This window comes from Pseudomonas sp. GW822-FHT07A10, from assembly GCF_058798795.1.
Window position 1 is genome coordinate 98,076 of sequence record NZ_JBXAKV010000010.1, and the last position, 19,476, is coordinate 117,551.

General features: G+C 59.0%; 19 protein-coding genes. 10 read left to right on the top strand and 9 right to left on the bottom strand.

Going from position 1 to position 19,476, the window contains the following annotated elements; all coding sequences use genetic code 11:
* Positions 1 to 9: 9 nt before the first annotated feature.
* The 3 genes from AC1RL4_RS18025 to AC1RL4_RS18035 form a co-directional block, all read right to left on the bottom strand.
* Positions 10 to 1,221: an MFS transporter gene (locus AC1RL4_RS18025; protein ID WP_230175599.1), complete on the bottom strand. Its 1,212-nt coding sequence runs from the start codon at positions 1,219 to 1,221 to the stop codon at positions 10 to 12.
* On the bottom strand, positions 1,211 to 3,133 hold the full coding sequence (locus AC1RL4_RS18030) for an IucA/IucC family protein (RefSeq protein ID WP_230175598.1): 1,923 nt from the start codon (positions 3,131 to 3,133) through the stop codon (positions 1,211 to 1,213). The genes AC1RL4_RS18025 and AC1RL4_RS18030 overlap by 11 nt, the downstream gene beginning before the upstream one ends.
* A gap of 111 nt (positions 3,134 to 3,244) precedes the next feature.
* Positions 3,245 to 4,174, bottom strand: coding sequence for a LysR family transcriptional regulator (locus tag AC1RL4_RS18035; protein ID WP_019580809.1), 930 nt, complete (start codon positions 4,172 to 4,174; stop codon positions 3,245 to 3,247).
* Between the two features lie 161 nt (positions 4,175 to 4,335).
* Between AC1RL4_RS18035 and AC1RL4_RS18040 the strand changes: the two genes are divergently transcribed.
* The 4 genes from AC1RL4_RS18040 to AC1RL4_RS18055 all read left to right on the top strand — a co-directional run bounded on the left by AC1RL4_RS18040 (position 4,336) and on the right by AC1RL4_RS18055 (position 8,068).
* Positions 4,336 to 5,622 (top strand): MFS transporter, encoded by a 1,287-nt coding sequence (locus tag AC1RL4_RS18040; protein ID WP_019580808.1) that lies wholly within the window; start codon positions 4,336 to 4,338, stop codon positions 5,620 to 5,622.
* A gap of 78 nt (positions 5,623 to 5,700) precedes the next feature.
* Complete coding sequence (locus tag AC1RL4_RS18045; RefSeq protein ID WP_096479674.1) at positions 5,701 to 6,453, top strand: 5-oxoprolinase subunit PxpA; 753 nt, start codon at positions 5,701 to 5,703, stop codon at positions 6,451 to 6,453.
* Positions 6,450 to 7,154, top strand: a complete 705-nt coding sequence (pxpB, locus tag AC1RL4_RS18050) for a 5-oxoprolinase subunit PxpB (RefSeq protein ID WP_230175597.1) — start codon at positions 6,450 to 6,452, stop codon at positions 7,152 to 7,154. The genes AC1RL4_RS18045 and pxpB overlap by 4 nt, the downstream gene beginning before the upstream one ends.
* Entirely contained in the window at positions 7,151 to 8,068 is a 918-nt protein-coding gene (locus AC1RL4_RS18055) for a 5-oxoprolinase subunit C family protein (RefSeq protein ID WP_096479676.1), read from the top strand. The genes pxpB and AC1RL4_RS18055 overlap by 4 nt, the downstream gene beginning before the upstream one ends.
* A gap of 145 nt (positions 8,069 to 8,213) precedes the next feature.
* On the opposite strand, the gene AC1RL4_RS18060 is transcribed toward AC1RL4_RS18055, so the two are convergent.
* The gene (locus tag AC1RL4_RS18060; protein ID WP_007934103.1) at positions 8,214 to 9,392 is read right to left on the bottom strand and encodes a vWA domain-containing protein; all 1,179 of its coding nucleotides are present in this window, start codon (positions 9,390 to 9,392) and stop codon (positions 8,214 to 8,216) included.
* Positions 9,393 to 9,413: 21 nt separating this feature from the next.
* Complete coding sequence (locus tag AC1RL4_RS18065) at positions 9,414 to 10,259, bottom strand: AAA family ATPase (protein ID WP_230175596.1); 846 nt, start codon at positions 10,257 to 10,259, stop codon at positions 9,414 to 9,416.
* A 203-nt stretch (positions 10,260 to 10,462) separates the two neighbouring features.
* Between AC1RL4_RS18065 and AC1RL4_RS18070 the strand changes: the two genes are divergently transcribed.
* Entirely contained in the window at positions 10,463 to 10,693 is a 231-nt protein-coding gene (locus tag AC1RL4_RS18070) for a DUF4160 domain-containing protein (protein WP_019580802.1), read from the top strand.
* Entirely contained in the window at positions 10,681 to 11,184 is a 504-nt protein-coding gene (locus tag AC1RL4_RS18075) for a DUF2442 domain-containing protein (protein ID WP_204124938.1), read from the top strand. The genes AC1RL4_RS18070 and AC1RL4_RS18075 overlap by 13 nt, the downstream gene beginning before the upstream one ends.
* Here the strand turns inward: AC1RL4_RS18075 and AC1RL4_RS18080 are convergent.
* Positions 11,181 to 12,257, bottom strand: a complete 1,077-nt coding sequence (locus AC1RL4_RS18080) for a DUF748 domain-containing protein (protein WP_019580800.1) — start codon at positions 12,255 to 12,257, stop codon at positions 11,181 to 11,183. The genes AC1RL4_RS18075 and AC1RL4_RS18080 overlap by 4 nt on opposite strands.
* Before the next feature lie 126 nt (positions 12,258 to 12,383).
* Here AC1RL4_RS18080 and cysK point away from each other — a divergent pair, with 126 nt between their 5' ends.
* Positions 12,384 to 13,358: a cysteine synthase A gene (gene cysK, locus AC1RL4_RS18085; protein WP_007934098.1), complete on the top strand. Its 975-nt coding sequence runs from the start codon at positions 12,384 to 12,386 to the stop codon at positions 13,356 to 13,358.
* 212 nt (positions 13,359 to 13,570) lie between these two features.
* Complete coding sequence (locus AC1RL4_RS18090; RefSeq protein ID WP_019648017.1) at positions 13,571 to 14,509, top strand: aspartyl/asparaginyl beta-hydroxylase domain-containing protein; 939 nt, start codon at positions 13,571 to 13,573, stop codon at positions 14,507 to 14,509.
* A 58-nt stretch (positions 14,510 to 14,567) separates the two neighbouring features.
* On the opposite strand, the gene AC1RL4_RS18095 is transcribed toward AC1RL4_RS18090, so the two are convergent.
* Positions 14,568 to 14,729 (bottom strand): hypothetical protein, encoded by a 162-nt coding sequence (locus tag AC1RL4_RS18095; protein ID WP_169342482.1) that lies wholly within the window; start codon positions 14,727 to 14,729, stop codon positions 14,568 to 14,570.
* Between the two features lie 35 nt (positions 14,730 to 14,764).
* Positions 14,765 to 15,310, bottom strand: a complete 546-nt coding sequence (locus AC1RL4_RS18100; RefSeq protein ID WP_493119840.1) for a hypothetical protein — start codon at positions 15,308 to 15,310, stop codon at positions 14,765 to 14,767.
* A gap of 444 nt (positions 15,311 to 15,754) precedes the next feature.
* On the opposite strand from AC1RL4_RS18100, the gene AC1RL4_RS18105 reads away from it, so the two are divergent.
* The gene (locus AC1RL4_RS18105) at positions 15,755 to 16,618 is read left to right on the top strand and encodes a DMT family transporter (RefSeq protein ID WP_096479678.1); all 864 of its coding nucleotides are present in this window, start codon (positions 15,755 to 15,757) and stop codon (positions 16,616 to 16,618) included.
* 67 nt (positions 16,619 to 16,685) lie between these two features.
* Here the strand turns inward: AC1RL4_RS18105 and AC1RL4_RS18110 are convergent, their stop codons facing one another.
* Positions 16,686 to 17,594, bottom strand: coding sequence for a DMT family transporter (locus AC1RL4_RS18110; protein WP_018926741.1), 909 nt, complete (start codon positions 17,592 to 17,594; stop codon positions 16,686 to 16,688).
* 128 nt (positions 17,595 to 17,722) lie between these two features.
* On the opposite strand from AC1RL4_RS18110, the gene aceK reads away from it, so the two are divergent.
* A complete protein-coding gene (gene aceK / locus AC1RL4_RS18115) occupies positions 17,723 to 19,444 on the top strand; it encodes a bifunctional isocitrate dehydrogenase kinase/phosphatase (protein ID WP_028939355.1) in 1,722 nt (573 codons plus the stop codon).
* Positions 19,445 to 19,476 lie beyond the last annotated feature (32 nt).

Below are 19,476 nucleotides of genomic sequence, written 5' to 3' on the forward strand. Positions count from 1 at the left end.
TGGTCTTTTTTAGTTGTGATAAGTGTGGGGCGATAAGGTCGAGCGGTCAGGCGTGGCGTTGAACGAGCGCACCCAGCGGATGCCGATGGCGGCTATGGCGTAGGTCAGCGCCACCAGCCAGAAACTGTGGGCCAGGCCCACCAGGCCCATGCCTATTCCGCCAAGGACGACACCGAGCAGAGCACCAGCCTTTGCCGCGCTGTTGCCGAGGCCGAGCGCGAAGCCCTGCTGGGTGATGGAAACGGTGTTGGCGATCAGGGCATAGGCGACGGGCAGCAGGGCGCCTTGCCAGATACCCCAGACGAGTCGGCTGACGAGAAAGCCCAGCCATTCATTGGCCAATGCCGTGGCCGCCAGCGTCAGGGCACATAACCAGGCCACGCCTTCGATGACGCGCAAGGTGTAGGCCGGCTGCCAGCGGTCGAACAGGCGTCCCCACAGCGGGGCGGAAATGGCCAGGGTCGCGGCGCTCGCCGCGTAGGTGGCACCGATCAGCCAGCTTGGGGCATGCAGGATGTTCGCGACGTACAGGGCGTAGAACGACTGCGGCATCATCTTCGCCGCCTGAATCAACACGATCACCAACAGGATTCCACTGAGCCAGCCTTTGGGCAGGGCAACCGGCTCAACCGGTTTTTTCTTCGTGGTTCGCGCTTTGTCGGCCGGCAGGAAAAAACTCCCCAGTGCGCACAGCAGGCAAATCGCCGTCGCGCCATAACACAGCAAGGCAAACCCCGAGACGTCCATCAGCCAGCCACCCAGCACCGGGCCGATCAACGAGCCGACGGCCGTTGCCGATTGCAGGCGAGCCAGGGTGTGACCCCGTCTGGCACTGTCGCAGCAGGCCAGGGCATAGGCTTGCGCAGCAGCGAGAAAACCGGCCAATGCGCCTTGCATCACGCGAATGCCCACCAGCAGCCACGGGTCGAGGGTGATAGCCGCCAACCCTTGGCACAGTGCGAGGGCCAGCAACGCCCGAACAATCATCGGTTTGTGTCCGGTGCGATCCCCCAACCGGCCCCACAGGGGGGTCAGGAGCATGGCCGCCAGCATCGGGCCGGCATAGACCATCGCCGATAACAGCGCGGTGTAGCCGGCGCCTTCGGGCCCGAGCAGATGCTGGATCTGCAAGGGCCAGAACGGGCCGCTCATTTCCATTGCGCCCATGGAGACAAACTGGATGACGATCAGCAGTCGCAGGGCGCGACTGTCAGCGAGCATGGGTGTTGGGTCGCAGCGGGTTACTCAGGCGTCCGACGATGTCGGCATGACTGTCGAGCAAGCGCATGCGCATGAACGATTTGGCGGGCCAATCCTGTTCCAGCAAGGCCTGGCGCTCGCATTCCCAACGTGCCGGTTCAACGCGCTCGCGCAAGGTCTCGAAGCACTGTGCAACGTGCGCTGCCAATCGCTCCCACAGGATATTTTCCGGCACATTCCAGTGGCGGGCACAAAGCAAGGTCAGCTCACCGAGGTGGCACATGAAAGTGGTGTGCAGGAGTTTGTCGCGGACAAAGCCGGCGTCGTCATACAGGGTCATTTTCGGATCGTGCAGCTGGATATCCATACCCTTGGCGTGCAGGGTTTTGCGATCGATACGAACGTCGCCGAAATCACGCAACAGCAGCCGATTCAACTGCCCGTCAGCGCCCATCACCATGAAACTGTTTTGCTGATGCGCTTCGAACGCCACGCCGTACATCAGATAGATGCCCAGCAGACTTGGTACCGCAATCGACAGGTAATCATCGAAGAACGTCAGCATGGCTTCGCTGTCGTCCCGGCCTTGAGCCAGTCTGACCCAATCACGCAGCAACGGTTGTTCGAATTCGTTGACGGCGAACAGGCTGCCGACCGGCACCGCCAACTCGCCTGCTTGCAGCAGGGTCAGCGGGTTGTCGCGATACAGCACGCCAGCATGCCGGGAGCGTTCGTCATCGGCCGGTAGTGGTGCGTAATGCACGCCGATGCGCTCTGGAACGATGTTCAGCAGGCGCTGAATCTGCGGTTCCTGATCGAGGATGTCCAATATCAGTTGGCTGATGCGCGGACCCATCCGGGCCGAGCGCGGCGACACGGTGCGCTGCACGCTGGTCAGGCGCAAAGCCACCGGCAGTTTGACCATCGGTGCCGTGCGACTGGCCTGCGGCAGGACCGTGCGGAAGGACATGGTCGGGTGGCCGGTAAAAGCCACGATGTCAGTGACGATCAGCAGGTTGTCGGCGATCTCGTTGGCAAACGAATGTGGCAGCTCTTCATGGGCTTGCCATGGGTGCGACGGCAGCGGGAGGTAGTCCTTTGCGTCCAGGCCCATTTGCTGCAAATGGCGTTGCAATTGCTCGGCGGCCTGTGGGAAGTGACCTTGCCACCAATCCCAGTAATCCGTGGTGCCCGCCAGCGCTTCAACATGTGCGTACTGGCGGTGCAGGGCGCACAGGACAATCGGAAAACTCGCTTCGAATTCTGGCGAGAAAGCGATGACCTGAGCGGCGCTCAAGCCCAGTTTGGTCTTGTAGTTCGGGTGCCACGGATGGCCGAGAGTCCCCCACTGTTCGAGCAGCGACGTAGGGTTCTGGTGGCTGGGGCTGGCTTTGAGCCAGGCGAGCAGATTGTCATCGTACCCGCCGTCGATCTGCTCTCTCAGGCGTTCGGTCCATCCATGGTGGAACGCCAGGCATAGGGTGTCGTTGCTGAAGCTGTCATCCAGCTCCCGGGCCAGACGTTCCAGGACCTGCGGGGAGGCTGGCGGATTGAGCTGAGTGCTGAGGTGAGCGAGCAGTTCGCTGGGCAACTGGATTTTTTGCGGCAGTTTGTCCGGGGTGTGCAGGACGATGCTGCCGCGTACGTCCCAGCTGTTCATTCTGCCGCTGGACAAGTGCTCGAAGCAAAGATGCGCGCCATCGCCAAGTGGCAGCCAGCAACGGCTGGTGTCGTCGTATTCGCAGGTGTCGGGGTCGATCAGCTCTTCACGAAACAGCGCCTGGATCAGGCGTTGGAAACAGCGCTGGGCGGCGGGCTCCAGGGCATTGCTCAAATGATCGAGAGTGATGCGGTGTGACTGGAAAGCCTGAGTGCCGAGCGCTTCGCTCCAGTGAGCGAGCAATTGCTGCTGTTTTTGCGTGTAGCCGCGCATCAGGTCCGACTCCTTCTGGACAATTGATTAGCTGAAAGCGCGCTGAGAATACCGTTTTGAATAAATAATGCAAATGATAGTGGTTCATATTTACATTTTGGAGGGTGTGTATCAGATTCCGGCCGGTGGTTGGCTCAAGACGATGTAGTGCTCGCCCATTTTCTGCGCATAGCACTCCACGACTTGCTGACACAACGTCACGATTTCTTCGACCCACTCCACGCCAACCCGCCACGACACCACCACCTGCAAATTCGGCGGCCGTTGATCGATGGCCAACAAGGTCAACTCTCCTCGGGCCAGTTCCTCGGCCACCAGCACCGGCGGCAGGGCGCCAATACCGAAGCCGTCGCGTAGTAAACGAGTAATCGCCGACACTGAGTTCACGCAGTTCAGTCGTGGCGCCATGACCCCGTTGGCTTGCATCAGGCTCACGATGTCCTGGTGCGGGCGGGAGTTTTTCGAATAGGTAATGATTCGCTCCCGCGCCAGGTCGGCGACACCTGAATACTCACGGTTGTAGATGGAACTGCTGGCCACGATCCAGCCCATCGGATGACTGACCAATTCCAGGCTGCGCACGCTTTCCTGGCGCAACAGGTCGGTTTGCAGGATCAGATCGAGAAAGCCTTTTTGCAGCTGATCGCAGAGGTTGAGCGCGGTATCGGCCACCAGCTCGATTTCCACCAGCGGATAGTGATCCATCATCTGTGCCACCAACGGGCTGAGCCAAGTGTGGATCACCGTGTCCATGACGCCGATCCGCACCCGTCCGGCCTTGCTCGAACGCGTCTCGATCGCCTGCTTGAGCGCATGCATCGTGTCCATCATCTGCTCGGCATAATCGAGCACTTTCAGGCCTTCGGGGGTCAGGCTCACGCCGCGGGAGTCGCGCAGAAACAGCTTCACCCCAAGCTCGCTTTCGAGCACGGCGATGCGGCTGGAAATCGACGCCTGGGTGGTGAAGAGCTTGTCCGCCGTCAGGCGAAAACTCTTGAGTCGGGCGACCCAGACAAACGTCTCGAGAAACTTCAGGTTCATGGGGGTCAGCTCGTGGATAAAATTTTTCTTATGTCTAGGGCGGGTTTTTATTAGTTGGACGCAGCAGGGCCAACCGCCCAAAAATCAGGCCATCCGGTTCCCACGATAGGCGTCGTCGGGGCTCAGAACAATACCAATAAAATATGCACGGAGATTTTGCCATGAGTGCGCCCGACACCCTCGACATCCCCAAAGCCACGGCTCGCCCGGGACCTTTTGACTGGTACCGCAACATCAACAAGCAGGAGCGTCGCACGTTCTGGAGCTGCAAGATCGGCTATGGCCTGGACGGCATGGACACCCAGATGCTCAGCTTCGTGGTACCGACCCTGATTGCCATGTGGGGCATCACCACCGGCCAGGCCGGGCTGATCCACACCAGCACCCTGATCGCCTCGGCTATTGGTGGTTGGGTGGCGGGGATTCTCTCCGACCGCATCGGTCGGGTGCGCACCCTGCAACTGACGGTGTTGTGGTTCGCCTTCTTCACCTTTCTTTGCGGCTTCGCCCAGAACTACGAGCAACTGTTGATCAGCCGCACGTTGATGGGCTTCGGTTTCGGTGGTGAATGGACCGCCGGCGCGGTGCTGATGGGCGAAGTGATCCGCGCCAAGGACCGTGGCAAAGCTGTCGGCATGGTGCAGTCAGGCTGGGCGTTGGGTTGGGGGCTGACAGCGATTCTGTATGCGCTGCTGTTCTCGCTGTTGCCGCCCGAAGACGCCTGGCGGGCACTGTTCATCCTCGGCATCGTGCCGGCGATTTTCGTGATCTTCGTCCGTCGCCTGGTCAAGGATCCGGAAATCTACCGCGAAGCCAAGGCCAAGCAAGAGCCAAGCAACCCGGCGAAGTTCTACGAGATTTTCGCCCCTGGCATCCTCTTCACCACGATTCGCGCTTCGATACTGACCACCGGTGCACTCGGCGGTTACTACGCGATCACCTCCTGGCTGCCGACGTTTCTGAAAAACGAACGGGGCTTGAGCGTGCTTGGCACGGGTGGTTATCTGGCGATGGTGATCATCGGGTCCTACATCGGTTATGTAATCAGCGCGTATCTGACTGACATCCTTGGTCGTAAAAAGAACTTCATTCTGTTTGCCGTCGGCTCGTTCACCATTGTTCTGCTGTACACCCAATTGCCCGTCAGCAACGGAGTGATGCTCTGGCTGGGCTTCCCCTTGGGCTTCTTCGCTTCGGGGATTTTCAGCGGCATGGGGTCGTTTCTGACCGAGTTGTTTCCAACGCGGATTCGCGGCTCGGGCCAGGGTTTTTGCTACAACATCGGTCGGGCGTTGGCAGCGTTGTTTCCGCTGCTGATCGGCTTGCTCAGTCAGAAGGTGCCATTGAGCGTGGGAATCGGGGCTTTCGCGGCGGTGTCCTACGGGGTGGTGATCCTGGCGGCGCTCAGCTTGCCGGAAACCCGTGGCAAACAACTCGACGCCGAATAACCTGATGTCCGCTAACTGATAATCTGAGGGGCATATGCCCTTCAGCTAAAAAGACAAAAGCCTACAGGAGTGTTCACCGTGAACCGCCTGCTATTGAACTGCGACATCGGCGAGAGTTTCGGCAACTGGACCATGGGTCTGGACGCCGAGGTCATGCCCTTCATCGACTGCGCCAACATCGCCTGCGGCTTCCATGCCGGCGACCCGAGCATCATGCGCAAGACCGTCAGCCTGGCCCTGAGCAACGGCGTGCAGATCGGCGCGCATCCGGCCTATCAGGATCTGGTCGGTTTCGGTCGCCGCTCCATGGCGTATACCGCCCAGGAACTGCAGGACCTGTTGCATTACCAGATCGGTGCCCTCGACGGCATTTGCCGGGCTCAGGGCGGGCGAGTGAGTTACGTCAAACCCCACGGCGCGATGTACAACGACATGATGGCCAACCCGGCGCAATTGCGTACGGTGATCCAGGCCGTGGCGGCTTATGACCGGACACTGCCGCTGATGCTGATGGCCACTCGCGACAACAGCGCCGCCCAGCAGTTGGGCGACGAATACGGCGTGACCCTGTGGTTTGAAGCCTTCGCCGATCGCGCTTACGACAGCGCCGGAATGCTGGTCTCGCGGCAACTGCCGGGGGCCGTGCATCACGATCCCGAGAAAATCATCGAACAGGCGCTGATCATTGCCCGCGGTGACAACCTCACGGCCAGCGATGGCAGCGCCTTGCACTTGCAGGCCAATACCTTGTGCGTACACGGCGACAACGCCAGTTCGGTGGCCGCTGTGCAACGCATTCGCGAGGCCTTGAATCAGCAGAGCGCATCATGAAGCCACGGGTGGAAGTGGTGGCGCTCGATTGCCTGATGGTGCGCCTGTTCGATGAAATTACCGAGGCCAACATGCCGTGGATGCTGGCTGCCAGTGAGCGTTTGCGAGAAGCATTCGCCAGCCATTTGATCGATCTGGTGCCGTCCTACACGACGCTGATGGTGCATTACGATCTGATGGCATTGAACCCGGCCCAGGCCCGGGAGTTGATCGCTCAAGCCCTGATCGATCTGACGCCCAACGCTCGGGCCAAGGGGAAATGCCATGTGCTGCCGGTCTGGTATGACTTGAGCGTTGGGCCGGAGTTGAACCTGTTGTCCCAGCGTAGCGGCTTGGCGGTGAATGAAGTGATCCGCCGTCACAGCGAACACGAGTATCAGGTGTTCGCGCTGGGCTTCGCGCCGGGGTTCGCGTTCATGGGGTTGGTGGAGGAAGTGTTGGCCGCACCGCGTCTGAGTACACCGCGCAAAAAAGTCGCCGCCGGCAGTGTCGGCATCGCCGAACGCCAGACGGCGGCTTATCCGGTAGTGTCCCCCGGCGGCTGGAACCTGATCGGTCGCACCCCGGCCAAATTGTTCGACCGTGAACGCGACGGCTACAGCTTGATGCAACCGGGCGACACGGTGCGCTTCGAGGCGGTCAGTCATGCCGAGTTCATCAACCTGGGCGGTGACGACACGCCGTTGGAGACCTTGGCATGAGCCGAATGACGATTGAAGCAAGTACACCGCTTTGCCTGTTGCAGGACGCCGGGCGATTTGGTGTGCGGCATCTGGGCGTGACCCAGGGCGGCGGGCTGGATTGGCGGTCGATGTCGTGGGCCAACTGGCTGCTGGGCAATGGGCTGGATGCATCAGTGATCGAAATCACCCTCGGCGGGTTCAGTGTGGTGGCCGAGGACGATTGCTTGCTGGCATTGGCGGGTGCCGATCTTGGGGCGCAGATTGATGGCCAGCCCCTGGCGCCGTGGCGCAGTTTCAAACTGGGCAAAGGTCAGCGATTGCAATTCACGCAACCGCTGCTAGGCGCTCGGGCGTACCTCGCGGCACCAGGCGGGTTTGATGCGCCGAAGGTGCTGGGCAGCACTGCAACGGTGGTGCGTGAGGAACTCGGCGGCCTCGACGGCATGGGCCGAGCGTTGGCCAAGGGATCGTCGTTGAAGTACTCCACCGAGGCGCCGCTGCTGGTACGGGAGCTGCCTCGCGAGCACGTTCCGGATTTCAACCTCGATGCGCCGCTGGACCTGGTGCTTGGTGCGCAAATCGGTGAATTCAGCGGGCAGAGTTTGTTTGACGCGTTCAACAGCGCCTGGACCCTCGACAGTCGCGCCGATCGCATGGGCATTCGTCTGTTGGGAACGGCACTGCAGTATCAGGGCAAGCCGATGATTTCCGAAGGCATCCCGCTGGGCGCGGTCCAGGTGCCGCCGGATGGGCAGCCGATTGTGCTGCTCAATGACCGGCAGACCATTGGCGGTTATCCGCGGTTGGGGGCGTTGACGCCGTTGGCGTTGGCGCGGCTGGCGCAGTGTTTGCCGGGGGCGAAGGTGCGGTTGAAACCGGTGGTGCAGGATGTCGCGCATCGCGAACAAGTCGAGTATTTGCGCCGGTTTTAACTGTGGCGAGGGGGCTTGCCCCCGTTCGGCTGCGCAGCAGTCGTAAAACCATTGCATGCGGTGTGTCTGATACATCGCGATTGCAGATTTTGGGGTCGCTTCGCAACCCAACGGGGGCAAGCCCCCTCGCCACAGATGCAATGCTTTATTTGGACAAAAACCGCATCCCTTCCTCCAACCCCCGCAACGTCAGCGGATACATTTGATCATCGATCAAATCCCGCACGATGTTGGTCGACGAGGTGTAGCCCCAGGTGTCTTTCGGGTATGGGTTGATCCAGATGAGCTTCTTGTACTTTTCCTTGAAGCGCTGCATCCACACGTAACCGGCTTCTTCGTTCCAGTGCTCGACGCTGCCGCCGGCCTGGGTGATTTCATAGGGCGCCATGGCGGCATCGCCGATGAAGATCACTTTGTAGTCGGCGCCGTACTTGTGCAGCAAGTCCTGAGTGGCGGTGCGCTCGGAGGTGCGGCGCATGTTGTTCTTCCACACCGATTCATAAATGAAGTTGTGGAAGTAGAAGTACTCCAGATGCTTGAACTCGGTCTTGCAGGCGGAGAACAACTCTTCGCAGATCTTCACGTGGGCGTCCATCGAGCCGCCGATGTCGAACAGCAGCAACAGCTTGACGGTGTTGCGCCGCTCCGGACGCATCTGGATATTCAGCAACCCGGCATCGCGCGCGGTGTGGTCGATGGTGCCGTCGATGTCCAGTTCTTCCGCCGCGCCCTGACGGGCGAATTTACGCAAGCGACGCAGGGCGACCTTGATGTTGCGCGTGCCCAGTTCCACCGAATCGTCGAGGTTCTTGTACTCGCGCTGATCCCAGACTTTCACCGCTTTGCCCTGGCGCTTACCGGCATCGCCGACCCGAATGCCTTCCGGGTTGAAACCGCCGGAACCGAACGGGCTGGTGCCGCCGGTGCCGATCCATTTGTTGCCGCCGGCATGGCGTTCTTTCTGTTCTTCCAGGCGTTTCTTGAACTCTTCGATCAGCTTGTCCAGGCCACCGAGGGACTGGATTGCGGCCCGCTCTTCGTCGGTCAGGGAGCGTTCGAATTCCTTGCGCAGCCAGTCTTCCGGGATCAACGCCTGAAGGTGATCGTCGAGCTTTTCCAGACCGTTGAAGTAGGCACCGAACGCCCGGTCGAACTTGTCGAAATGCCGTTCGTCCTTCACCAGGATCGCCCGCGACAAGTAATAAAACTCGTCCATGTCGGCGAAGGTCACGCGCTGTTTCAGCGCGTTGATCAGGTCCAGCAGCTCGCGCACCGAGACCGGCACCTTGGCTGCGCGCATTTCGTTGAACAGATTGAGCAGCATGGCGATCGCCCTTATTGGTACTTAGCGAGTGCCGCGACGGCTCATGAACGCCAGGCGTTCAAGCAATTGCACGTCCTGTTCGTTCTTCACCAAGGCGCCTGCCAGCGGCGGAATAGCCTTGGTCGGATCGCGTTCGCGCAGCACCGCTTCGCCGATGTTGTCGGCCATCAGCAGTTTCAGCCAGTCCACCAGTTCGGAGGTCGAGGGCTTCTTCTTCAGGCCCGGCACCTTGCGCACGTCGAAGAACACATCCAGCGCTTCGCTGACCAGGTCTTTCTTGATGTCCGGGTAGTGCACGTCGACGATCTTCTGCAGCGTCACGCGATCGGGGAACGAGATGTAATGGAAGAAGCAGCGGCGCAGGAAAGCGTCCGGCAGCTCTTTCTCGTTGTTGGAGGTAATGATGATGATCGGACGCTTCTTGGCCTTGATGGTCTCGTCGATCTCGTAAACGTAGAACTCCATCTTGTCGAGTTCTTGCAGCAAGTCGTTGGGGAACTCGATGTCGGCCTTGTCGATTTCGTCGATCAGCAGAATCACCCGCTCTTCGGACTCGAACGCCTCCCAGAGCTTGCCCTTTTTCAGGTAGTTGCGGACGTCGTGGACCTTGTCCACGCCCAGTTGCGAATCCCGCAGGCGGCTGACCGCGTCGTACTCGTACAGGCCTTGATGCGCCTTGGTGGTGGACTTGATGTGCCAGGTAATCAACTTGGCGCCGAAGGACTCGGCCAGTTGCTCGGCGAGCATGGTCTTGCCGGTGCCTGGCTCACCCTTGACCAGCAGTGGTCGCTCCAGGGTGATAGCGGCGTTGACCGCCAGCTTCAGGTCATCGGTGGCGACGTAGGCCTGGGTGCCTTCGAACTTCATCTGCTAATCCTCGAACGGTAACGCCGACCTGAGCGAGGCAGGGCGGGGCGCAATAAATGGTCAGGCTCGACTATAACGCGCAGGTCGGTCGACTGTGAACGCAGACGGCTTATTCAGTCTCTGAATGGGGCGTCACATCTTGACTCAGTCTCGGCTGCTGGCCAGTATTGAGATATCGCCATTTTGGCGATAGCTTGCGGGGCATGTCTACTAAATACCGATTTCGCGATACGTATCGAATTCAGTTGCGCGAGAAGGATCATCCGCCACCCCATGTCCACCTGACCGGTGGCGGGCTGGATGTGATGCTTAGCCTGGAAACCGTCGAAGTAATGTTGGGCAAGGCGCCGCCGCTGATTATCAAGGAAGCGCTGGAGTGGGTCAGAGCCCATCAGGTGCAATTGCTGGAGGATTGGAAACGATGTTACCCATGAAACGACCACGGTTGTCGGCCGTGCAGGTGTTGCCGGATTACCGTCTGGCGCTGACGTTTATCGATGGGCAGCAACAGAGCCTCGATTTAAGTCGCGACCTGCGCTCATACCCGGGGTTGCAGCCATTGCTGGAGAGCGGTGCTTTTGAAGGCGCAACCCTGGGTGACGATGGCTGGAGTGTGGAGTGGCCCGAGCTGGATATTCAGATTGGCGCTGACACGCTGTATCTGGATGCCCTTGCGCAAAATGCGGCAGATGAAAACACTCGTATTTTTATCGATTGGCGTGCTCGCACCGGGTTGTCGCTGAATCAGGCGGCCGAGGCGCTGGGAGTCAGTGCCCGCAGTATTAGTCGCTACAGCAGCGGTCGTGAAGCAGTGCCTCGGTCGCTGGCGTTGGCTTGTCTGGGTTGGGACTTTTTGCAGCAGCAATCGAACCCGGCGCGGGCGGCGGAAGAAACCGGTCGTTACACCGTTACACGAAAATCTTAGCCGGAATCCGGCTTGGATCGTTCGTACTGGGCATTGAATGCTTCAATGAAACCATTACGTAAAATCTGCAAAAAAGCCTCGAACGCGCTGATATCTCGCTGATGCACGTTGCCCTTGAGCTCGACGCGAGTGGCGAACTGGTTTTTCTGCTGGTTCTTCAGCACGTTCTCGGTGCCTCCGACGAGCGCTTCCCAGATGGAACGGAAAAGCCCTTTATCTTTGTTTTCCACGTCCTGTTGCCAATTGAACACATCGACGTCGTGCAATAGCGGTTTGATGTAGCCAGTGAGTTGACCCTTGTTGGCCTCGGCTTCGATGACCAGATCGCCATGGCCGGCATTGAAGTCGAACTTGCCATAGGCCGCGGCGAAGTCGTTCATGCGTTTGAGTTCGAGGTCCTTGACGCGCAGGCGGAATTGGAAGTTCTGGAAGTCGCTCAATGGATCAAAAGTTGCCGTGGTTTCCAGCGGCGCATCCCCGAGCAACAGGGCCTTGCCGTCGAAACGTGCGTCGCGTTTGCCTTTTTTGTCGACCACGTTGGTCAGGTTGTAAATGGTGGCACTGACCTGGGTGGCATTCATATTGACAGGCGGTTTTGAATTGAAGTTACGAAAGGTGATCCGGCCATCGTTGATCCGTACTTCGTTCAGGGTGATCGGCAGCAGTTTCTCCAATTGAGCCCGCCAATCGGTGCCTTCACCGGTCTGGGAGTTTTTCTTGTTGGCACCACCGTCGACAAAGTTCACCTCGGGCCTGTCGAACCGGGCCTTGCCCACCACGGCGTGGTCGTACCAGAGCGAGTGCCAGCTGACGGAGAGGTCGATCAATGGCGCGTTGACGAATGGCACCGGGACCTTGCCTTCGACCTTGACGATTTTCAGGCCGTTGATTTTGTAGGCGCCGCGCCACAGGGCCAGGTCCACGTCGGTAATCTGCCCGCGATAGTCGCCCATGTTGGCCAATCGCTCGTTCAGATAGTCACGCACGACATAGGGCAGGGCGATGTGCGCGGCAACCAGCAGCATGAGGAGGCCGGCGAGGGTCAGCAGGGGCCAACTGTATCGACGCTTCATGGCGGTAAATCTCTGGCGATGTAAAGCGGTTGACTGCTGTGGCCGCCGGACGTTCGACTGACTGGACGACCACGAGCAACAGGCATACCTTGGTGGGCTAATTCAACGCTGTATAAGGACCCAGCCATGAGCCGTATCTATGCTGACAACGCCCACTCCATCGGCAATACGCCGCTGGTGCAGATCAACCGTATCGCCCCGCGCGGTGTCACCATTCTGGCCAAGATCGAAGGGCGCAACCCTGGTTATTCGGTCAAGTGCCGAATTGGCGCGAACATGATCTGGGATGCTGAAAGCAGCGGTAAACTCAAGCCCGGCATGACCATCATCGAACCGACCTCGGGCAATACCGGTATCGGCCTGGCATTCGTTGCCGCCGCCCGTGGTTATCGGTTGATGTTGACCATGCCCGCGTCCATGAGCATCGAACGACGCAAGGTGCTCAAGGCCCTTGGCGCCGAACTGGTGTTGACGGAACCGGCCAAGGGCATGAAAGGCGCGATCGAGAAGGCCGCCGAAATCCTCGCCAGTGATCCGTCCACCTACTTCATGCCGGGGCAGTTCGAAAACCCGGCCAACCCGGCCATCCACGAAAAAACCACCGGCCCGGAAATCTGGAACGACACCGACGGTGCGGTCGACGTGCTGGTGGCGGGCGTCGGAACGGGTGGAACCATTACCGGAGTTTCGCGGTATATCAAGAATACCCAGGGCAAACCGATTCTCTCGGTGGCGGTGGAGCCGGTGGTGTCGCCGGTAATTACCCAGGCGATCGCCGGGGAAGAGATCAAACCGAGCCCGCACAAGATCCAGGGCATCGGCGCTGGTTTTGTGCCGAAGAACCTGGATTTGTCGATGGTTGATCGGGTGGAATTGGTCAGCGACGACGAATCCAAGGCGATGGCCCTTCGTCTGATGCAGGAAGAGGGCATTTTGAGCGGCATCTCTTGCGGCGCCGCCATGGCGGTAGCCGTACGCCTGGCCGAAACCCCGGAAATGCAGGGCAAGACCATCGTGGTAATTCTGCCCGACTCCGGCGAACGCTACCTGTCGAGCATGCTGTTCAGTGACTTGTTTACCGAACAGGAAAATCAGCAATAAGATTTTATGGCTGTTTTGAAGTCGATCAGGGGGTTGATTCAGGTCAGCCCCCGTTCAGGAACCCTATGTTAAGAAGTGCTTTATTGCACAATCCTTAACACTGAATGTTGAGTAATACGGGTTTTTCCCGAGGCCGGTAGTGTTTATCATGGCCGACTGCCACGTCGGGTAAAAGGCGTTGTGCGGAGTTTCCTATTCTCAAGGAGTCGTAGATGAGCTTTTCCTTTGTCGCGAAGGCGTCGGTGTTGCTGCTGTTTCTCGGCAGCACGCTCTATGTGCATTTGCGTGGCAAGGCGCGTTTGCCGGTCCTGCGTCAGTTCGTCAATCACTCGGCCCTGTTCGCGCCCTATAACGCCTTGATGTACCTGTTCTCCGGTGTGCCGTCCAAGCCCTATCTGGACCGCAGCAAGTTCCCGGAGCTCGACGTGCTTAGGGACAACTGGGAAGTTATCCGCGACGAAGCCATGCACCTGTTCGACGAGGGCTACATTCGCGCCGCCGAAAAGAACAACGACGCCGGTTTCGGTTCGTTCTTCAAGAAGGGCTGGAAGCGTTTCTACCTCAAGTGGTACGACAAACCGCTGCCGTCGGCTGAAGCCTTGTGCCCGAAAACCGTGGCTTTGGTCAGCGGAATCCCGAATGTCAAAGGCGCCATGTTTGCGCTGCTGCCCGGTGGCAGTCACCTCAATCCGCATCGTGACCCGTTCGCCGGTTCCCTGCGTTATCACCTGGGGTTGTCGACGCCGAACTCCGACGATTGCCGCATCTTCGTCGACGGTCAGGTCTACGCCTGGCGTGATGGCGAAGACGTGATGTTCGATGAAACCTACGTGCACTGGGTCAAGAACGAAACTGAGCAAACCCGCGTCATCCTGTTCTGCGACATCGAACGCCCCTTGAGCAACCGCCTGATGACCCGCATCAACCGCTGGATCAGCGGCTGGCTGGGGCGTGCTACTGCGCCGCAGAACCTTGACGACGAGCGCGTTGGCGGGATCAACCAGGCTTATGCCTGGAGCAAGACTTTCAGCGACAAATTCAGCGGCGCGGTCAAGCAGTGGAAGCGCCGCAACCCCAAGGCCTATCGCGTGCTGCGACCGGTGCTGGCGGTGGTGGTGTTGACGTTGTTGGGGTATTGGTTGTTTGGTTGAGGCCAATCATTGAATGAAAAAACCGCTCTTTGGGAGCGGTTTTTTTTGCCTGTGAGTTTTAGGGGCGCCCGGCGAGCAGGCTAGGCTCTTCGGTTTCGGTACCCGTCGCAATAACCTGCAGAATGTGCCGTTGACTGGCTGTCAGCTCTACAGCAATGGGCTTGTTTTCTGTTGTGGGCGAGCTTTTCTTTGTGGGGGACTTTTTAATTACTTTGCGCATCTTCCCTCCGTCGTTGGTTATTAATTGAACAGTTTTCACGATGCTAGGCTCTCCAGTGCTTTGACAAGTCGGCCTTCAGCATCAAAGTAAAAACCGAGTTGTTGGTAAATGGAAATTGCACCCTTCAGCGGCTCCTGAACCTCAATGAACTTGCTGCCGATGATTTGGGCGTACTGTTCGATGACCAATATGGCCAATGGCGCAATACGGTTTTTCAGGGGATGGACTCCACCAGGACATCCCTCCAATCGCACGATACGGATTCGTTGCCGACTGTTGTTTGGGTTTGCAAAGCATAGTCCGCACAGTACTTCATCGAACCAAATGGCGAGGTCCAGAGCCAAGGGTTCCCTCGCTTTCCACCTAACGACCTCACCCCATGAAAAGTGTGGATCGTCCCAGCGCTCAAAAGCATTCAATGCCTGCGCGCTGATTGCTTCAAAGCGTACCCTGGATAGATCGAGGACTGTGGGGCCGGCCCTCTCCAGTTCATGTTGCAGGTGGGCAGTATTAATACCGGCCAGCTTTCTAGCTCTTGATCGATACAACTGATACCGAAGATGAGTCCGTTCCCTTGGCATTTGATCTCTTGCATTCCATGTCCCCCATAGCGGGCGATTCCTTTTCGCCCAGAGTAAGTAGCGCTTCCCTGGCTGTCGTTACTGGCCATTTGGTCAAGTCATTGCAATCCATGTCACGCGCTGGTTATAGTCGGCGCTCGGTGGTTTCCTGAGCCACCGTTCCACCCATCAAAAAAGATCAGCCCATGCCAGCTTTCCTCATCAACGCGGTAGTCGATTCAGCGGTCAACGCTGGCGTCGTGCCGTGCGGGAATCAGCAGCCTGCGCAGATCAGTCATTACCCTCCACCTGTCAGTAGCACGCCGGTGTGCGTCGTCGTATCACCGCCAGGCGTTGGCTTCTCGGGCTGATCAGCTTTTACCGCTGTCCCCCTGTGCCCGTCTGAAAACGACTGAATTTCAGCTTCGGCTGAGTTGGCTTTTTGCCTGACTACAGGTGGTATTCATGTTTGTCCTTTCGAAAAAGTCCGCGCTTGCGGCGGCGTCCACGTGCCTGTTCGTTCTGCTGTGGAGCAGCGGGGCGATTTTCTCCAAATGGGGGCTGGCCCACGCCTCACCCTTTGCCTTTCTACTAGTTCGCTTCGCCATCGCCTTATGCGGGTTGGTGCTGCTGGTGCCGTTGCTCAAGCTGAAACTGCCCAAGGGCGGCAAGCCGATGTTGTATGCGATGGCAACGGGCGTGGTGTTGCTGGGGGCTTATCAGATTTTCTATCTGCTGGCCCTCGACCTGAATGTCACACCAGGCGTGATGGCAACCATCATGGGCGTTCAACCGATTCTTACCGTGATGCTGATGGAACGTCAGCGTTCCTGGAGCCGAATGTTCGGTCTGGCGTTGGGCTTGGCCGGATTGATCATGGTGGTTTATCAGGGCATTGGGCTGGCCGGGATGTCGATGGCCGGAATGCTCTGCGGTCTGTTGGCGCTGGCGAGCATGACGTTCGGTTCGATCATGCAGAAACGCATCACCGACAATCCCCTCGGCACACTGCCGGTGCAGTACCTGGCCGGGCTGTTGTTGTGCGGGGTGTTTGTGCCGTTCCAGCCGTTTCACGTCGAATACAGCACAGGCTTCATCGTGCCGGTGTTATGGATGGGGTTGGTGGTGTCGGTGCTGGCGACGCTGCTGCTGTATCGGCTGATTGCCCGGGGCAATCTGGTGAATGTCACCAGTCTGTTTTATCTGGTACCGGCGGTGACTGCGGTGATGGATTACCTGATATTCGGCAACCGGCTGGCGGCGTTGAGCCTGCTGGGCATGGGGCTGATCATTGTCGGTCTGGTGTTTGTATTCCGTAAGACTGCTTGAAACAAACAAGGCCCGGGGCATGAGCTCCGGGCCTTGTAGGTGATCCGACTTGCCTGCGAAGGCGGTTTTATCGGGCAACCACCTCAACCGGCTTCACTACCGCCGGCTTCAACACCAGCCACAACGCCGCCGCAATCAACACTCCGCCATAGAGGTGCGCCATCGACAGCGGCTCATCCAGCAACAGCGCGCCCCACAACACCCCGAACGGTGGAATCATGAAGGTCACGGTCATCGACTTCACCGGGCCGATCGAGCTGAGCAAACGGAAGTAAACGATGTAGGCAAACGCGGTGCAGCCCAAGCCCAATCCCAGCAACGACAACCAGACACTCCAGCCGCCCCAGCTCGCCGGTGGCTGGCTGATCACGCTGTAGCCGAACAGCGGCAGCAAAAACAAGGTGGCGCCGAGCATGCTGCCCAGGGCCGACAGGCGACTGTCGAGGCCGCCGGCCTGGTCGAGCCAGCGGCGGGCGAGGAAGCCGGCAAAGCCATAGCAGGTGGTGGCCATCAGACAAGCCAGTGCGCCCATCAGCAGTTGCATATCGAACGCCACCGGACCTGCACGGGTGAGGATGCCGACGCCGAACAGTCCGAGAAACACCCCGCAGACCTTCGCTCCGGTGAGCTTTTCACTGAAGAACAACCCGCCGATCAACACCCCCATCAATGGCGTGGTGGCGTTGAAAATGGCCGAGTAACCGGCCGGCAGCACCTGGGCAGCTACGGAATAAAGGGTCGCCGGAACCCCGGAGTTGATTACTCCGAGCAGCATCACCGTCTTGAGTTTGCCTTTGAAATCCCAGCTGATACGCAGCAGCCCGACGATCACCAGCAGCCCGACAGCGGCAATCGATACACGGAAAAAGGCAGTGGGGATTGTGCCAATCACTGGGGCGATAATGCGCATGAACAGAAAGCTCGCTCCCCAAATGGCGGCAAGTGACAACAAACGCAGGATATCGACGGGGTTCACAGCACTTTCCTTCCTTGATTGGCGCGCAAGTGTCGCGCCAGTCGGGGTACAAGGCAATGGTTGCGTTGCGTCACACGGGGCCACTAAGCTCAGGCTCCAACGATAAGAACAGCCGCAGAGGTTCCACCATGCCGCAGCAATGGCCAGCCGCCGACATCGCCCGAATGATCCTCGATGGCTTTGACGATTACCGCGAGCATTTCCGTCAGATCACCGACGGTGCCCGAGCCCGCTTCGAGCAAGCCCAGTGGCAGGCGACGCAAGTCGCGTCGGCGGCGCGGATCAACCTCTACGAAGAGAAAGTCGGCGAAACGGTCGGGCGCCTGCATCAGTCGTTCGCCGCCGATGTGCTGATGGACGTCAGCAGCTGGCCGTTGGTCAAAAGCGCCTATATCAGCCTGATCGACCTGCGCTTCGACGATGAACTGTCCGAGACCTGGTACAACTCGATTTTCTGCGGGCTGTTCAGCCATGACCTGATCAGCGACGGCTGCATGTTCATCCACACCACGCGGCCAAGCTTGCGCCGTGCACGGGCCGCGCAAACCCGTACTTACAAGCCCCATGGCCAGTTGTCCGGCATGCTCGCGAGTATCTTTACCGACTTCCGCTTCAGCGAGGACTACGCCGATTTACCCGGCGACCTGCGCCGCCTCGAAGCGCAACTGCGCGAGAACCTGCCGGACTGGGTCTGCAAGGATCCGGAACTGAGTGTCGAGCTGTTTTCCTCGGTGCTTTACCGCAACAAGGGCGCCTATCTGGTGGGGCGCATCTTCACCCAGGACGATCAATGGCCACTGGTGATTCCGCTGCTGCACCGCGAAGGCCGGGGCATCCAGATCGATGCGCTGATTACCGACGAGGCGGAGGTGTCGATCATCTTCTCCTTCACCCGTTCGTACTTCATGGTCGATGTGCCGGTGCCGGCGGAATTCATTGGCTTTCTCAAACGCATCCTGCCAGGTAAACACATTGCCGAGTTGTACACCTCGATCGGCTTCTACAAGCATGGCAAGTCCGAGTTCTACCGGGCGCTGATCAATCACCTGGCCAACACCGACGACCAGTTCATCATGGCCCCCGGCGTACGCGGGATGGTCATGAGCGTGTTTACGCTGCCGGGCTTCAACACAGTATTCAAAATCATCAAGGACCGCTTCTCACCGTCGAAAAACGTCGACCGCGCCACGGTGATCGAAAAGTATCGGCTGGTGAAAAGCGTCGACCGGGTCGGGCGCATGGCCGACACCCAGGAGTTCGCCGACTTCCGTTTCCCGTTGAGCAAATTCGAGCCGGCATGCCTGGAAGAACTGCTTGAAGTGGCGCCGTCCACGGTGTCGGTGGAAGGCGATACGGTGTTGATCCGCCACTGCTGGACCGAACGCCGGATGACGCCCTTGAACCTTTATCTGGAACACGCCAACGAAGCGCAGGTGCGCGAGGCGCTGGAAGATTATGGCCTGGCGATCAAGCAACTGGCGGCGGCGAACATTTTCCCCGGCGACATGCTGCTGAAAAACTTTGGCGTCACCCGTCATGGTCGCGTGGTGTTTTATGACTACGACGAGATTTGTTTCCTGACCGAAGCCAACTTCCGCCACATCCCGCAACCGCGTACGCCGGAAGACGAAATGGCCTCCGAACCGTGGTACTCGATCGGGCCACTGGACGTGTTCCCCGAGGAGTTTCCACCGTTCCTGTTTGCCGATTCCGGGCAGCGAAAGTTGTTCGATCAGTTGCACGGCGAGCTGTACAACGCCGATTACTGGAAGGGGCTGCAGGAAGCGATTCGGGCGGGGAAGGTGATTGATGTGTTCCCGTATCGGCGCAAGGGCCTGGATAACGAATAGACCGCCTGAGTGAACACACTGTGGCGAGGGGG